The organism is Sphingomonas lacusdianchii (assembly GCF_022664395.1).
Classification (GTDB): Bacteria; Pseudomonadota; Alphaproteobacteria; order Sphingomonadales; family Sphingomonadaceae; genus Sphingomonas; species Sphingomonas lacusdianchii.
On the sequence record NZ_JAKRET010000003.1, the window covers coordinates 255,904 to 270,706 of the forward strand.

Annotated in this window: 13 protein-coding genes; 6 read left to right on the forward strand and 7 right to left on the reverse strand. The window is 66.1% G+C overall.

Annotated features, from left to right (window positions below; all coding sequences use genetic code 11):
- Positions 1 to 6: 6 nt before the first annotated feature.
- Together MF607_RS06125 and MF607_RS06130 are read right to left on the reverse strand one after the other, a co-directional pair.
- Positions 7 to 834 (reverse strand): sterol desaturase family protein, encoded by an 828-nt coding sequence (locus MF607_RS06125; protein WP_242116680.1) that lies wholly within the window; start codon positions 832 to 834, stop codon positions 7 to 9.
- A gap of 39 nt (positions 835 to 873) precedes the next feature.
- Positions 874 to 1,434: a YqgE/AlgH family protein gene (locus tag MF607_RS06130; RefSeq protein WP_242116681.1), complete on the reverse strand. Its 561-nt coding sequence runs from the start codon at positions 1,432 to 1,434 to the stop codon at positions 874 to 876.
- Positions 1,435 to 1,550: 116 nt separating this feature from the next.
- On the opposite strand from MF607_RS06130, the gene MF607_RS06135 reads away from it, so the two are divergent.
- The 3 genes from MF607_RS06135 to MF607_RS06145 all read left to right on the forward strand — a co-directional run bounded on the left by MF607_RS06135 (position 1,551) and on the right by MF607_RS06145 (position 4,015).
- Positions 1,551 to 2,033 (forward strand): peroxiredoxin, encoded by a 483-nt coding sequence (locus MF607_RS06135; protein WP_242116682.1) that lies wholly within the window; start codon positions 1,551 to 1,553, stop codon positions 2,031 to 2,033.
- A gap of 100 nt (positions 2,034 to 2,133) precedes the next feature.
- Positions 2,134 to 2,490 carry a hypothetical protein gene (locus MF607_RS06140; RefSeq protein WP_242116683.1) on the forward strand — a complete coding sequence of 119 codons (357 nt, stop codon included), beginning with the start codon at positions 2,134 to 2,136 and terminating at the stop codon, positions 2,488 to 2,490.
- A gap of 73 nt (positions 2,491 to 2,563) precedes the next feature.
- Positions 2,564 to 4,015 (forward strand): AMP nucleosidase, encoded by a 1,452-nt coding sequence (locus MF607_RS06145; RefSeq protein WP_242116684.1) that lies wholly within the window; start codon positions 2,564 to 2,566, stop codon positions 4,013 to 4,015.
- A gap of 160 nt (positions 4,016 to 4,175) precedes the next feature.
- Here the strand turns inward: MF607_RS06145 and MF607_RS06150 are convergent, their stop codons facing one another.
- The 4 genes from MF607_RS06150 to MF607_RS06165 all read right to left on the reverse strand — a co-directional run bounded on the left by MF607_RS06150 (position 4,176) and on the right by MF607_RS06165 (position 9,589).
- Positions 4,176 to 5,702 (reverse strand): lipopolysaccharide biosynthesis protein, encoded by a 1,527-nt coding sequence (locus MF607_RS06150; protein ID WP_242116685.1) that lies wholly within the window; start codon positions 5,700 to 5,702, stop codon positions 4,176 to 4,178.
- A gap of 123 nt (positions 5,703 to 5,825) precedes the next feature.
- Positions 5,826 to 6,476 carry a hypothetical protein gene (locus MF607_RS06155; protein ID WP_242116686.1) on the reverse strand — a complete coding sequence of 217 codons (651 nt, stop codon included), beginning with the start codon at positions 6,474 to 6,476 and terminating at the stop codon, positions 5,826 to 5,828.
- A complete protein-coding gene (polA, locus tag MF607_RS06160) occupies positions 6,476 to 9,235 on the reverse strand; it encodes a DNA polymerase I (protein ID WP_242116687.1) in 2,760 nt (919 codons plus the stop codon). The genes MF607_RS06155 and polA overlap by 1 nt, the downstream gene beginning before the upstream one ends.
- 96 nt (positions 9,236 to 9,331) lie before the next feature.
- Entirely contained in the window at positions 9,332 to 9,589 is a 258-nt protein-coding gene (locus MF607_RS06165; RefSeq protein ID WP_242116688.1) for a hypothetical protein, read from the reverse strand.
- Here MF607_RS06165 and MF607_RS06170 point away from each other — a divergent pair.
- The 3 genes from MF607_RS06170 to MF607_RS06180 all read left to right on the forward strand — a co-directional run bounded on the left by MF607_RS06170 (position 9,588) and on the right by MF607_RS06180 (position 12,762).
- Positions 9,588 to 10,610, forward strand: a complete 1,023-nt coding sequence (locus MF607_RS06170; RefSeq protein ID WP_242116689.1) for an endo-1,4-beta-xylanase — start codon at positions 9,588 to 9,590, stop codon at positions 10,608 to 10,610. The two genes, MF607_RS06165 and MF607_RS06170, sit on opposite strands and share 2 nt — an antisense overlap.
- A 127-nt stretch (positions 10,611 to 10,737) precedes the next feature.
- Positions 10,738 to 11,916 (forward strand): chromate efflux transporter, encoded by a 1,179-nt coding sequence (chrA, locus tag MF607_RS06175; RefSeq protein WP_242116690.1) that lies wholly within the window; start codon positions 10,738 to 10,740, stop codon positions 11,914 to 11,916.
- A gap of 159 nt (positions 11,917 to 12,075) precedes the next feature.
- The gene (locus MF607_RS06180; RefSeq protein WP_242116691.1) at positions 12,076 to 12,762 is read left to right on the forward strand and encodes a hypothetical protein; all 687 of its coding nucleotides are present in this window, start codon (positions 12,076 to 12,078) and stop codon (positions 12,760 to 12,762) included.
- A 147-nt stretch (positions 12,763 to 12,909) separates the two neighbouring features.
- Here MF607_RS06180 and typA read toward each other — a convergent pair whose 3' ends face one another.
- Complete coding sequence (typA, locus tag MF607_RS06185) at positions 12,910 to 14,754, reverse strand: translational GTPase TypA (protein WP_242116692.1); 1,845 nt, start codon at positions 14,752 to 14,754, stop codon at positions 12,910 to 12,912.
- Positions 14,755 to 14,803 lie beyond the last annotated feature (49 nt).

Sequence of the window (14,803 nt, forward strand, 5' to 3'; positions counted from 1 at the left end):
ATTTCTTTATATCTGTTTCGTGACGGTAGCAGGCGAAGGCTCGGCGACGGCGCGGTCATAGGCCACCGGCAGGGTGATCCACTGGTGCAGCGTGCGCGGCTGGTCGACCTCGGCGATGCCGGTCGCCGGCCATTCGTCGCGCTCGGGCCACCATGCCGTGCCGAACATCCGGTCCCAGATGGTCGTGAACGCCCCGAAATTGCGGTCGAAATGCCTGGGCCCGACCGAATGATGAATGCGGTGAAAGCGATTGTCGACGACGACCCGCGACAATGGCCCGAGATGCCAGTGGCTCGACGAATGGAGGAACGCGCCCTGCAGATGCAGCAGCACCAGCATCGCCGGCACCACCGGCCCCGCTTCGGACGCGATCAGGCTGGTCGGGATCGCGATCAGCAGGATCTGGACAAAGGGTTCGACCGGATGGTGATACGCGTTGACCACCGACAATTCGCGGATCGAATGATGCACCGCGTGATAGCGCCACAGCCAGCGATGCTGCGCCCGGTGGCACCAATAGAAGAAGAAGTCGTAGATCGCCGCCCCGACGACCGGCGCGACGACCCACGAAACCGGCCCGCCCCACCCCGCCCCGGTCGGCAGCGTCAGCAGTGGCGGGATGCCGATCGCGCTCCACAGGACGCGGAACCCGGCATAGGCAATGCCGCTGATCGCCAGCCAGATCGCCCAGAACAACAGGCCCGGCAGCCGCCCGCGCAGCGACTGGCGTTCGCGCGGCGTCAGCAATTCGACCGCGGTCATCATCGAAAAGCCGAAGCCGGTCACGCACAGCGTCGGCTTCACGGCTTCCCACAGGGCGGACGATATCGACATCGCCGGGAACCTAGCCGCCCGCCCCCTAACAAAGCCTTGTCAGGCGGTGCCCGCCCCCGGCGACAGCAGCCGCGTGTCTATGCCCGCCCGGTCGTACCCGCTGCGCCAGCGCTGCGCGGTCGGCACGTCGAACAACAGTCCGGCATCGCCGTCGACGTTCATCCATCCATGGCGCGACATTTCGGCGTCGAGTTGCCCGCCCTCCCAGCCGGCATAGCCAAGCGCGACCAAGAATCGCTCGGGGCCGGTCCCGCCGGCGATGGCGCGCAGCACGTCGACCGATCCCGACAGCGCCCATTTGCCCGCGACGTCGATCGTGTCCTGCCCGCCCCATCCGGCATCGTGCAGCACGAACCCGCGCCGCGTCTCGACCGGCCCGCCTTGATGAATCGGCACGTCGGGCGCCGCGCCCGGCTCGATTTCCAGCTGCGCGAGCAGCGCGTGCAGCGACAGTCGCTCGATCGTGTCGCCGATGCCGACGCCCATCGCGCCATCGGCGTCATGGCTGCACATCGCGATGACCGCATGGTCGAACCGGCGGTCGCCGATACCGGGCATCGCCAGCAATATCTGTCCGGTCAGGAATCGGGTCTGGTCCATGGTCGTCCGACGCTAATCGCCCGATGATCCGGGCGCCATGCTTGAAAACGGTCGAGACCGCTCCCACGCTCCGTCGGTACGCAGCGTTGCGTGCCGAATTTTTCCCGGAGAAGATGATGACGATCAAGATCGGTGACCGCCTGCCCGATGCCAAGCTGGTCAAGGTCACGCCCGACGGCCCCGATCAGGTGTCGACCGGTGACTTCTTCGCCGGCCGCCGCGTCGCGCTGTTCTCGGTGCCCGGCGCCTTCACCCCGACCTGCTCGGCCAAGCATCTGCCGGGCTTCGTCGAGCAGGCACAGGCATTCCATGACAAGGGCGTCGACGAGATCGCCTGCACCGCGGTCAACGACGCGTTCGTCCTCGACGCCTGGGCCAAGGCGGGCAATGCGGGCGGCAAGGTGACGATGCTGGCCGACGGCAATGCCGAGTTCGCCAAGGCGACCGGACTCGACATGGACAGCTCCGCCTATGGCATGGGCATCCGGTCGAAGCGCTATGCGATGCTGGTCAATGACGGCGTGGTCGAGGCGCTGCACGTCGAAGCGCCGGGCGAGTTCAAGGTCAGCTCGGCCGAAAACCTGCTCGCCGCGATGTGATACGACCGGCCGGTTTCGATACGCGCATGTCGGAACCGGTCGGGCGCTGCCGGGTTGAGGAATGGTTACGCAACCATATCGAACGGGAAAGGGAAGCGTCATGACCAATCCGACGACCACCAAGGATGTCGCCAACGACGTCGCCGACGCATCGGGCAGCTTTGCCGAAAAGGCATCGGCCACCTATGCATCGGCCAAGGAGAGCGTGAGCGACGCCGCCGCCAAATCGCGCGACGCGGTGGTCGACGCCGCCGGCAAGACGCGCGAGGCGGTCGCGGAAACCGCCAAGTCGACTGCCGAGACGGTGAAGGCCCATCCGGCCGCCACCGCCGCGATCGTTGCCGGCGCCGCCGCCGCGATCGCCGGTGCCGCCTTTGGCGCATCGAAGCTGATCGAGAAGAAGCGCGAGGCGGATGCCAAGGGCGACGTGCCGAAGGTCACGCCCTCGGCGACCTGATCGCCCCCGACCCGGCGCGCCTGCGGTGTGCCGGGTCTTGACCTGCAGCTCCCGATCGCCCTAGCCACGGTCGATGACGCAGGCTTCCGACATCGTCGCCGAACTCGATCGGCTCTATACCGCATCCGTGGCGCGACTGCGCGCTGCGCTCGACCGTTACCTGACCGACGGCACCCGCCCGTCGTCGTCGGCACGGGTCGACGGCTCCTTCGCCTATCCCGAAATCCGGCTGACCTATCGCGGTGGCAGCGACCGGCCGATGCCCTCGCGCGCCTATGGCCGGCTGACCACGCCGGGCGAATACCGGATCAGCGTCACCAAGCCGGCGATGTTCGCGGCCTATTTGACCGAACAGCTCGACCTGCTGATCGCCAATCACGACGTCACGGTCGAGGCGGTGGCCGGGCGGCAGGAAATCCCCTTCCCCTATGTCCTCGACGCGGGCCATGCGCTTAGCCTCGACGCAGTGTCGGCATCCGAACTGGCGCGCTTCTTTCCGGCGACCGAACTGGCGCATATCGGCGACGAGATCGCCGACGGCCTGTGGAACGCGCAGGACGACAGCCGCCCGGCGGCGCTGTTCGACGGCTTGCGCACCGACTTCTCGCTCGCCCGGCTGCGCCATTACACCGGTACGCCGCCCGAACATATCCAGCGCTATGTGCTGTTCACCAACTATCACCGCTATGTCGACGAATTCGTCCGCTGGGCCGGCGAGCAGTTGAAGCCCGCCGCCGACGGCACGCCCAGCCGCTATACCGCGCTGTCCGGCGCCGGCGGCGTGCTGGCCACCGCCAACGACGATGCCGAACGCATGGTCAGCGACAGCGCATGGCGGCGGCACCAGATGCCGGCCTATCACCTCGTCGCGGCGGACGGCACCGGCATCACCCTTGTCAATATCGGTGTCGGCCCGTCGAACGCCAAGACGATCTGCGACCACCTCGCCGTCATGCGGCCCGAGGCGTGGCTGATGATCGGCCATTGCGGCGGCCTGCGCCCCAGCCAGCGGATTGGCGACTATGTCCTCGCCCATGCCTATCTGCGCGACGACCATGTCCTAGACGACGTACTGCCGCCCGAAATCCCGGTCCCGGCGATCGCGGAAGTCCAGGTCGCGATGGCCCGTGCGGCGGAGATCGTGTCGGGCCAGTCGGGCGACGAACTCAAGAAGCGCCTGCGCACCGGCACCATCGTCACCACCGACGACCGTAACTGGGAATTGCGCTTCAGTCGTTCGGCACTGCGCTTCTCGCTCAGCCGGGCAGTCGGCATCGACATGGAATCGGCGACGATCGCCGCACAGGGCTACCGGTTCCGCGTGCCCTATGGCACGCTGCTGTGCGTCTCGGACAAGCCGCTCCACGGCGAACTGAAGCTGCCGGGGCAGGCCAACCGCTTCTACGAACGCGCGATCAACGAACATATGCGCATCGGCATCGAAGCCTGCGAGCAGTTGCGGATCGAAGGCGCCGGCCTGCACAGCCGCAAGCTGCGCGCGTTCAACGAACCGCCGTTCCGGTAAGAAGGCGCCGCCGCCGGCCGTCCCGTCGCCTCTGCTGATATCGAGACCTTCACGGCATCCCCGTTTCCGTACCCCGGCCTTCGCCGGGGTACGGGGGGTTTGTAGTCGAGAAGGCATTCGCAACGGCCTCGGCTCAACACCGGACGACGAACAGCGGCCCCTACACCTTGTACCGATCGGTCGGGATCTGCGCTTCGCTTGCCGCCGCGCTCTTGTGGAACAGCGCCTTGTCCTCGGGCCGGAACGCCCAGCGCCACAGCACCGCAAAATAGATGCCGAGCATGATCGGGATGCCGAACAGCAATTCCGCCCATTCATAGCGTTTGGGCAGGCGCATGATGAGCGACCCGGCCACCGCCGCCGCCAGCACCGCCCATATGAATGCCGGCCGGAAATCGCGGACGCTGACACCCAGCAGCTTCGACAACAGCCCCGACTTGATGATCGACCCCAGCCCGACCGTCGTCGCCAGCGCCATCGCCGGCCCGACCGCGGCATAGTTTTGCGGCAGCCCCAGCGTGCGCATCAACGCGACCAGCGCGAAACTGAGCAGCACCTGAAACGTCAGCAGCCCCAATGAGATCATCAGATTGCGATGCCGCGCGATATAGACCAGCGCCGCTTCCGACACCGCGCCCTTCGCCGCCAGCACCTCGGCGACCAGCAGGAACGACAGCGCCCCCGCCCCGCTGACGAACTCGCGCCCGACCACGCCCATCACCCCCGACGCCGGGATGCTGCCGGCCAGTGCCAGCGCCGCCTGCGCGGTGATGATCCAGAAGCCGACCTGCCGCACCTGCCGCGCGACCGCCGGCTTGTCCCCGGCGGCAAGGCTGTGGGTGATGACCGGCCCCAGCACCGGATCGAAGCTGGTCTTCAGCTTCTGCGGCAGCGATGCGACCTGTTGCGCCATGTAGTAGATGCCGACGATCGCCGGCCCGAACAACAGCCCCAGGATGAAGCGGTCGACGTTGCGTGTGCCCCATTCGATCGCGTCGGCCCCGGCCAGCGGCATGTTGCGCTTCACCAGCGCCAGCATCGGCCGCAGATGCGGCGACCAGCCATAGGGCAGGCCATAGCTGCGGATGAACGGCACGATCGACGCCACCAGCGCCGCCGCCATCGACAGCACATAGCTCATGATGAGCCCGTCGCGCGTCGAATAATAGCTCAAGCCCCACGCCGCGATCGAGATCGTCCACGGCTCGATCACCGCCCGCGCCGTCACCGCCGCCTTGACGTTCAGCCGATAGGCGAGCGCCGCCAGGCTGACGTCGGACCATGCGATGGCGAAGACAATCAACGGCAACAGCCGCTCGAATCCGATCACCCGACTGTTCGGGTACATGATCTGCGGAAACACGAACAGCACCGCACTCGCCGCGACCGACAGGATGAACGCCACCGCCAGCGCGTCCCATACGACATAGGCATGCGGCCGGTCGGTCGACGACAGCGCCTGCGCCAATCCACGCTTCAGCCCCAGCGTCGCGACCAGCGCCGCCAGTTCGACCACCAGCACCGCCAGCGCGAACCGCCCGACGATTTCCGGGCCATAGATACGCCCCGCGATGAACAGGAACGGCAACCGCGCGACCAGCCGCAGGACGAACCCGAACACGTTCGTCCGCCCGCCCTTGGCAAGTGCGGCGATATCGTCGGCAGGCTGGGTCGGCGCGTCGGTCACGCGACGCGCGGGTACTGGATCATCGCGGCGTCATACGCGAGGGCGCCGGCTCCCCATAGCCCCCTGTTGCGCTTTGGGCGCGGGGTGCGGCTTGCGAGCAACGGTTGGACCGGTTGCTTCGTGTCAGAACGGCGGCGGAAATGCTTTCGACACGCTGGCGCGACCCGGCGTCCGCGGATGGACCTGTAATATGACGATCGCTGGCGTCTGCCCTTGCAGCGAAACGGCGAACCCATCGCCCGTCCGCGACATGATCCATGCCCTGCGACCGGCAAGTTCCCGGAGGATGGTCGCCCGCGACCGACAGAACCCTGCATCGCCGGTATCGTCCCGGCAATCGAACGCCACCCGGACGCGGCCGGTTCGGACCCGTTCGAATTGAGCCAGTGCCGCCAACCCCGTCATCTTGTCTATGCCGGGGTTCAGATGAACATAGTCCGTCGTCGGGCATGCCGACGTCGCGGTCAGCGCGACCTCCGTCATGGCGTAGACGGTATCAAGGACGAACGGCCCTCGCCGCTCGAGCGTCGGCGAACGAAAACTGGCCCGCCACCGATGCCGGGCGCAACCGCTACCGTTTCGCACCGGTTGTTCGATCAGGTCGCGGTCGACAAATCCCGGTGGTGCTATATGCCCCGGTTCGACCTTGACGACGGCCGCGATCGGTTCGTGTGTCTTGCCGCCCAAGACCGCCGCCCCCGCTTCCGCCGGCACCATTTGATCGACCGCCGCTACCGTCGGCGCCGTTTGCAGGACCAATGCCAGCGCCAGCATCAATGCGCCGCGCCCCAGCTTGGCCCGGTCCCGATCTCCACCCCCAGCGGCACCGACAGTTGCACGACCGGCTCGGCCGCCGTCTCCATGACTCGCCGGATCACCGGCGTCGCCGCCTCGACCAGCCCCTCGGGCAGTTCGAACACCAGTTCGTCATGCACCTGCAACAGCATCCGCACCTCGTGCAGCCCCGCCTCGGCCAGCGCAGGCCCCATCCGCGCCATCGCTCGCTTGATGATGTCGGCGCTGGTCCCCTGGATCGGTGCGTTGATCGCGGCGCGTTCGGCACCCTGGCGTTCATGCTGCACCTTCGACTTGATGCGCGGGAAATGTGTCTTGCGCCCGAACAGCGTCGTGGTGAAGCCCGTCGTCCTGACACTCTGCGTCGTCTCGGCAATGTAGCGGTTGATGCCGGGGAAGCGGTCGAAATAGCGATCGATCATCGCCTGCGCCTCTTCCGCGCTCACGTCGAGCCGCCCGGCCAGCCCCCAGCGACTGATGCCATACAGGATCGCGAAGTTGATCGTCTTGGCCCGCCCGCGCGTGTCGCGGTTGACCTCCCCGAACAGTTCCTGCGCGGTGATGCTGTGAATGTCGTCGCCGCGCTCGAACGCATCGCGCAGCTGCGGCACGTCGGCGATATGCGCTGCCAGCCGCAATTCGATCTGCGAATAATCGGCCGCCAGGATGACATTGCCCGGCTCCGCCACGAACGCATCGCGAATCTGCCGCCCGACCTCGGTCCGGATCGGAATGTTCTGCAGATTGGGATCGGTCGACGACAGCCGCCCGGTCTGTGCTCCGGTGAGGCTGTACGACGTATGCACCCGCCCGGTCGCGGGGTTGATTTGCGCCTGCAACGCATCGGTATAGGTGTTCTTGAGCTTGGTCAGCTGCCGCCAGTCGAGCACCTTCGCCGCGATCGTCGCACCCGGCGAATCCTTGTCGGCGGCGATCCGCTCCAGTTCGTTGACGTCGGTCGAATAGACGCCCGACTTGCCCTTGCGCCCGCCTTTAATCCCCAAAGTCACGAACAGCACGTCGCCCAATTGCTTCGGGCTGCCGATGGTGAATTTCACGCCGGCCAATTCATGGATTTCGCCTTCGAGCGCGGCGATCCGCGTGGAGAAATCGTCGGACAGCCGCGCCAGCACCTGCGCATCGACCTTGATCCCCGCAATCTCCATATCGGCGATGACGCGGACCAGCGGCCGGTCGACCATCTCATAGACTTTGGTCGCCTGTTCGTACGGCAGGCGCGGCTTGAACCGCCGCCACAGCCGCAGCGTCACATCGGCATCCTCGGCGGCATAGCGGGTCGCGGTCTTCAGATCGATCTCGCCGAACCCGACCTGCTTCTTCCCGGTCCCCACCACATCCTTGTACGCGATGCAGCTATGCTGGAGATGCGTCGCCGCCAGCTCGTCCATGCCGTGCCCGTGCAAGCCCGCGTCGAGGTCGAAGCTCATCACGATCGTGTCGTCATAGGGCGCGACGTCGACCCCCGCGCGCGACAGGACGATCATGTCGTACTTCAGATTATGCCCGATCTTCAGGACGCTCGGGTCCTCGAACAGCGGCTTCAACGTCGCCAGCACCGCCTCGCGCGACAATTGCTCGGGGCGCTCGGCGAACATGTCGGTCCCGCCATGGCCGATCGGCACATAGCAGGCGAGGTTCGGATGCAGCGCCATGCTGACCCCGACCAGTTCGGCGCGCGTCGCGTCCAGTCCGGTCGTCTCGGTATCGATCGCGACCCAGCCCTGGTGCCGCGCCACCTGTACCCAGCGGTCGAGCGCCTCCTGCGTCACCACCGTTTCGTAGGAATCATGGTCGCACGACGGCTCGTCCTCCTCGCCGACCGGCGCCGCCGCTGGCGCGACCGGTTCGTCGGCAACCGTCGACAGCTTGGTCAGCAGCGTGCGGAAGCCGTGATGTTCAAGAAAGGCGCGAAGCGGCGCTTCCGGTATCCCCTGCATCGCCAACGCATCGAGCGGTTCGGGCAACCCGCCATCGCATTTCAGCGTCACCAGCACCTTGGACAGCCGCGCATTGTCGGCATGTTCGATCAGATTGTCGCGCAGCTTGCCCTTCTTCATGTCCGGCGCGGCGGCGAGCACGGCTTCGAGGTCGCCATGTTCGGCGATCAGCTTCGCGGCGGTCTTCGGCCCCACCCCCGGCACGCCCGGCACATTGTCGACGCTGTCCCCCATCAACGCCAGCACGTCGCCAAGCTGCTCGGGTCCCACCCCGAACTTCTCGCGCACATGGTCGGGGCCGAGCGTGCGGTTGTTCATCGTGTCGAGCATGTCAACCGACGGATCGGTCATCAGCTGCATCAGATCCTTGTCGGAACTGACGATCGTCACCGCCCAGCCCTGCGCCAGCGCCGCCTGCGTATAACAGGCGATGATGTCGTCGGCCTCCAGCCCCTCTTCCTCGATGCACGGGATCGAGAAGGCACGCGTCGCATCGCGGATCATCGGGAACTGCGGCACCAGATCCTCGGGCGGCGGCGGCCGGTGCGCCTTGTATTGGTCGTACAGGTCGTTGCGGAACGTCTTCGACGATTTGTCGAGGATCACCGCCATATGCGTCGGCCCGTCCGCCTTGTGCAGCGCATCCGCCAGCCGCCACAACATCGTCGTATAGCCATAAACCGCCCCCACCGGCTCGCCATGCTGGTTGGTCAGCGGCGGCAGCCGGTGATAGGCGCGAAAGATATAGCCGGAGCCGTCGACAAGATAGAGATGAGGCATGGGGCGGAGATAGCAGCGCCCGTGCCCCGGTGCGAGGGGGTGCGCCGTCCGAAATTCGGCCGCCAAAGCATCCGGTTGCAAATCGGCATGTTTGCGCTACCATTGCCACTGACCGGGAAAAACCGGCAGTTTTGGGAGGATGATGATGGCGACGACCACCCGGCGTGGCGCAATGGTGCTTGCCCTTGGCGCAGCGGTTTCGGCCTGTGGCGGATCGAGCGGTTCCGGCGGGTCCGTGACCCCCGCGCCGACACCGACACCGTCTCCCACCCCGACACCCACGCCTACGCCTACGCCGACCCCTTCGCCCAGCCCGACCGCCGGCATCGCCACGGTCGCCGCCTCCCGCAACATGCGGTTCGGCTCCGCCTTCGCCTTCAGCACCGGGACCGACGCGGCATCCTTCACCAATCCGGACTATGCCGCGCTGCTTCGACAGGATTGCAACATCCTCGTCCCCGAAAACGAGTTGAAGTGGGAGGCGATCCGCCCCAGTTCGACGACCTACGACTTCACCCGCATCGACGCGATGCTCGCCTCCGCCCAAAGCGCGGGCATCCCGGTCCGTGGCCACACCCTGCTATGGTATCTGCAAGAGCGCTTCCCCGGCTGGCTGCGCAACTACGACTTCGGTAGCGATCCCAAGGCGGAGGCAAGCCGCCTGGTCCGCGAGCATATCCAGACCGTTACCCGCCGCTTCGCCGGCCGTATCCAGAGCTGGGACGTCGTCAACGAAGCGATCGTGCCCAGCACCGGTGCGTTGCGCACCAACGCGCTCGCCACTGCGGTCGGCAACGACACCACGTTGCTCGACCTTGCCTTCATTACCGCGCGGCAGGAACTGCCGACAGCCGAACTGGTCTATAACGACTATATGGACGCCGGCATGCCCAACCACCGGCAGGGCGTGCTGAACCTGCTGAAAGGGTTTAAGGATCGCGGCGTGCCGGTCGACACGCTCGGCATCCAGTCGCATCTCGGCTTCTACTCGCCCGACAGCGCGCGTTCCATTGCCGACTATAACGTCAACAACATGAAGCCTTTCCTCGATCAGGTCGTGGCGATGGGCTATAAATTGAAAGTCACCGAACTCGACGTCAACGACACCCAGCGCGAAGGATCGATCGATCAGCGCGACGCCGATTCCGCGCTGCTGGTCCGTGCCTATCTCGACCTGTTGATGAGCTATCCACAGATGAACGAAGTACTTACCTGGGGACTGGTCGACAAATATAGCTGGTTGCAGTCGAGCGAATTCGGCACCCGCCGCGATGGCCTGCCCAAACGCCCGCTGCCCTATGCCAGCGACTATCGCGCCAAGCCGATGCGACAGGCGATCGTCGACGCCTTCACCGCGACGACGCGGCGGACCTGACCACGATTGACAGGTCTGCGGCGGTGTGAAGAATAGGGGGACGGGCCATCGCGGACGCCCGTTCAGACGGGCTCGTCCAAGTTCCGCTCCACCGGCCGCGTTCGCGCGGTCTTGGGAGCGTTCGTTCATGGAAGTCACCGCATCGTCGCGTCCGCCCGCCATCGGGTTGATCCCGCTTTTCCTCAAGTTCCTGCGCTTCGGCTGCCTCGCCTTTGGCGGGCCGGTCGCGCAGATCGCGATGCTGCGGCAGGCGCTGGTCGAGGAGGAAGGCTGGATTGACAAGCGGCGGTTCAATCGGCTGCTCGCGGTGTTGCAGGTCCTGCCCGGGCCCGAGGCGCACGAACTCTGCGTCCATTTCGGCGTGCTGGCGCGCGGTCGGATCGGCGGGTTGCTTGCCGGCCTCGGGTTCATGTTGCCGGGCTTCTGCCTGATGCTGCTGGTCGGGTGGCTGTACGTGCGCGTCGTACAGGGCAGCGTCGCGCTGGGTGGCGTGCTGCTCGGCGTTCAGGTCGCGATCCTCGCCGTGATCCTACGCGCGGTGGTGCGGATCGGGCAGCATGTGATCGAGGACCGGTTGCTGGGGCTGATCGCGGTCGTCGCCGCCGCCGCGACGCTGGCCGGCGTGCCGTTCTGGATTCCCCTGCTGGTCGGCGGGGTCTATGCGGCGAAGGCCCGGCCGGTACTGGCAGCGGCGATCGCCGTGGCGGGCGTCGTCGCCGCGATCGGCGCGCTGCACATCGCCGCCCCCGCCCCGGCCGGATCGGTCGCGCAGCCGCTGACGATTTTCGCGTTGTTCGTGGCAGGGTTGAAGGGTGGACTGCTGACGTTCGGCGGCGCCTATACCGCCATCCCCTATGTCCGTGCCGATACCGTCGGGCGCGGCTGGATCGGCGATGCGGCGTTCCTCGACGGGGTCGCCTTCGCCAATGTCATCCCCGCGCCGCTGGTGATCTTCGCGACCTTTGTCGGCTATGTCGCCGGGGGGCTGGCCGGCGCGCTGGCGATTACGCTCGGCATGTTCCTGCCTGCCTTCGCCTTCTCGCTGATCTTCTTCGAACGGCTGGAGGGGATCGTCGACGCCCCGTCGCTGCGCCACGCGCTGACCGGAGTCGCCGCAGCCGTGGTCGGGATCATCGCCGCGACCTTCGTGCAACTGGCGCTGGTGACCGCCGCGCGGGTCGAGGCGGTCGCGATCGGCGCAGCCCTGTTCACGGTAGCGCTGGCCATGGCGTGGCGCCTGAAGGGCGGCTGGGTCACGCCGCTGACCGTCGCGGTCGGAGGGGTGGCAGGCTGGCTGCTGCTATGACGTCCTCACCGCGCAAGTAACCTCGCGCAATGCGTCAGTAAATGCTATCATGCATCCGCTTCGTTCATCGGGGGGTGACACATGGCAACCTTGGCAAAAGCGTCGACGGCAAGAACACGCGAGCATCGGTTCTTCCTGCTGTCAGCGATTGCGATGGCAATGGTCGACATTGCCGGCTTTTCACTGAATTTCGCGACCGGCCGATCCAGCCTGTCGCTACCGCTCGTCTATCATCTGCACGGCACGGTCTTTCTCAGCTGGATCATCCTGTACGTCGCGCAGAACGTCCTGATCTATGGCGGTGCCGTGCGCGGTCACCGGCAACTCGGCTGGCTGGCGCTGGCGTTACTGCCCCTCATGGCAGTGCTCGGCATCGGCATCACGATCCTGTCGGCCCGGCACCATGGCGGGCCGCCGATCCTCGACCTGAATTCCTTCCTGATCGGCAACCCGGTCGGCATCCTCTATTTCGTTACGATCAGCAGCGTGGCCATCGCCCTGCGCCGGCGCACCGATTGGCATCGCCGGCTGACGTTCTGTGGCATGGCGGCGCTGACCGGTCCCGGCTTCGGGCGGTTGCTGCCGATGCCGTTCCTCATCCCGTGGGGCTGGTGGGCCGCCGCGCTGATCGCGCCGTCGATCTTTCCGGTGATCGCGATGGTCGTCGAGCGCCGCCGGACCGGCCGGGTCCATCCGGCGTGGATCCGGGGTTGGGGCGCGTTCGTCGCGTCGTTCCTGCTTGCGGAGGCGTTTGCGTTCAGCACGTGGGGCATCGCGCTTACCCATGCGGTGGTTGCCGGTACGCCCGGCGCGGCGCGGCCGATGGCGGCGTTCTTTCCGGGATAGCAAACGGCCCCGGAATCGCTTTCGGGGCCGTTCTTTTTATCGCCCGACGTGGCGAAGCCACGTCGTCTGTCCTTGCCGATAGCAAGGCCGGCTGGGCGGACCTCGTGCGGCTCGGCGTAGCTGGCGCTACGCCTTGCCCGGTCCGCCTTACGCTGCGGCCTTCGCCCGGCTCGCCTTCTTCCGCTCGTGCGGGTCCAGATGGCGCTTGCGCAGACGGATGTTCTTCGGCGTCACCTCGACCATCTCATCATCGTCGATATAGGCGATCGCCTGTTCCAGCGTCATCTTCTTCGGCGGGGTGAGGCGGATCGCATCGTCCTTGCCGCCCGACGCGCGGAAGTTGGTCAGCTGCTTCGCCTTCATCGGATTGACCTCGAGGTCGTCCGTCTTGGCGTTCTCGCCGATGATCATGCCTTCATACAGCGCTTCGCCATGGCCCACGAACAGGATGCCGCGCTCCTCGAGCGGACCCAGCGCATAGCCCTGCGCTTCGCCGGCGCCGTTCGAGATCAGCACGCCGTTCTTGCGGCCTTCGATCTGGCCCTTGTGCGGACCGTATTTTTCGAACAGCCGGTTCATGATGCCGGTGCCGCGCGTGTCCGACAGGAATTCGCCGTGATAGCCGATCATGCCGCGCGACGGCGCGGAGAAGGTGATGCGCGTCTTGCCACCGCCCGACGGGCGCATGTCGGTCATCTCGGCCTTGCGCAGGTTCATCTTCTCGACGACCGTGCCCGAATATTCCTCGTCCACGTCGATGATGACGGTTTCGTACGGCTCGGTCTTGTTGCCGTTCTCGTCGGTCCCGAACAGCACGCGCGGGCGGCTGATGCCCAGCTCGAAGCCTTCGCGACGCATCGTTTCGATCAGCACGCCCAGCTGCAATTCGCCGCGACCCGCGACTTCGTAGCTGTCGCGATCGGCAGCTTCCGTGACCTTCACGGCGACGTTCGATTCGGCTTCGCGGAACAGGCGGTCGCGGATCATGCGCGACGTCACCTTGGTGCCCTCACGCCCCGCCATCGGCGAATCGTTGACGGCGAAACGCATCGACAGCGTCGGCGGATCGATCGGCTGCGCATGCAGCGGCTCGGTGACCTGCGGATCGGCGATCGTGTTCGACACGGTGGCGACGGTCAGGCCGGCGAGGCTGATGATGTCGCCTGCCTTGGCTTCGTCGACCGGCACGCGGTCGAGGCCGCGGAACGACAGGATCTTCGACGCGCGGCCGGTTTCGACGACATTGCCGTCATTGTCGAGCGCGTGGATCGGCTGGTTCAGCTTCACCGTGCCCGAATTGACGCGCCCGGTCAGGATACGGCCGAGGAAGTTGTCGCGGTCGAGCAGCGTGACGAGGAAGGTGAACGGAACGTCCTCCACTTCCACCTTCGGCGCCGGAACGTGCGAAACGATCGTCTCGAACATCGGGATCAGCGTGCCTTCGCGCGCGTCCATGTCGGTCGAGGCATAGCCGTTGCGGCCCGAGGCATAGAGCACCGGGAAATCAAGCTGTTCGTCATTGGCGTCGAGCGACACGAACAGGTCGAACACTTCGTCCAGCACTTCCTGGATGCGCGCGTCGCTGCGGTCGACCTTGTTGACGACGACGATCGGCTTCAGGCCCAGCGCCAGCGCCTTGCCGGTCACGAACTTCGTCTGCGGCATCGCGCCTTCCGACGAATCGACCAGCAGGACGACGCCGTCGACCATCGACAGGATGCGCTCCACCTCGCCGCCGAAATCGGCGTGGCCGGGGGTGTCGACGATGTTGATGCGGATCGATTCATCGCTGCCCGGCGGGGTCCAGTCGACCGAGGTCGGCTTGGCGAGGATCGTGATCCCGCGCTCCTTTTCGAGGTCGTTCGAATCCATCGCGCGTTCCTCGACGCGCTGATTGTCGCGGAACGTGCCGGACTGACGGAACAACTGATCGACGAGCGTGGTTTTGCCGTGATCGACGTGGGCGATGATCGCCACGTTGCGAAGGCTCATGGTATTTCCTGGATCATGCGGGAGTGCAATTGGCCGCGCGCTTAGCGTA

What these genes read in the sequence shown, in the direction of transcription:
- MF607_RS06125 (WP_242116680.1), bottom strand. Translation starts at nt 834, where the DNA reads ATGTCGATATCGTCCGCCCTGTGGGAAGCCGTGAAGCCGACGCTGTGC.
- MF607_RS06130 (WP_242116681.1), bottom strand. Translation starts at nt 1,434, where the DNA reads ATGGACCAGACCCGATTCCTGACCGGACAGATATTGCTGGCGATGCCC.
- MF607_RS06135 (WP_242116682.1), top strand. Translation starts at nt 1,551, where the DNA reads ATGACGATCAAGATCGGTGACCGCCTGCCCGATGCCAAGCTGGTCAAG.
- MF607_RS06140 (WP_242116683.1), top strand. Translation starts at nt 2,134, where the DNA reads ATGACCAATCCGACGACCACCAAGGATGTCGCCAACGACGTCGCCGAC.
- MF607_RS06145 (WP_242116684.1), top strand. Translation starts at nt 2,564, where the DNA reads ATGACGCAGGCTTCCGACATCGTCGCCGAACTCGATCGGCTCTATACC.
- MF607_RS06155 (WP_242116686.1), bottom strand. Translation starts at nt 6,476, where the DNA reads ATGCTGGCGCTGGCATTGGTCCTGCAAACGGCGCCGACGGTAGCGGCG.
- polA (WP_242116687.1), bottom strand. Translation starts at nt 9,235, where the DNA reads ATGCCTCATCTCTATCTTGTCGACGGCTCCGGCTATATCTTTCGCGCC.
- MF607_RS06170 (WP_242116689.1), top strand. Translation starts at nt 9,588, where the DNA reads ATGCGGTTCGGCTCCGCCTTCGCCTTCAGCACCGGGACCGACGCGGCA.
- MF607_RS06165 (WP_242116688.1), bottom strand. Translation starts at nt 9,589, where the DNA reads ATGTTGCGGGAGGCGGCGACCGTGGCGATGCCGGCGGTCGGGCTGGGC.
- chrA (WP_242116690.1), top strand. Translation starts at nt 10,738, where the DNA reads ATGGAAGTCACCGCATCGTCGCGTCCGCCCGCCATCGGGTTGATCCCG.
- MF607_RS06180 (WP_242116691.1), top strand. Translation starts at nt 12,076, where the DNA reads ATGGTCGACATTGCCGGCTTTTCACTGAATTTCGCGACCGGCCGATCC.
- typA (WP_242116692.1), bottom strand. Translation starts at nt 14,754, where the DNA reads ATGAGCCTTCGCAACGTGGCGATCATCGCCCACGTCGATCACGGCAAA.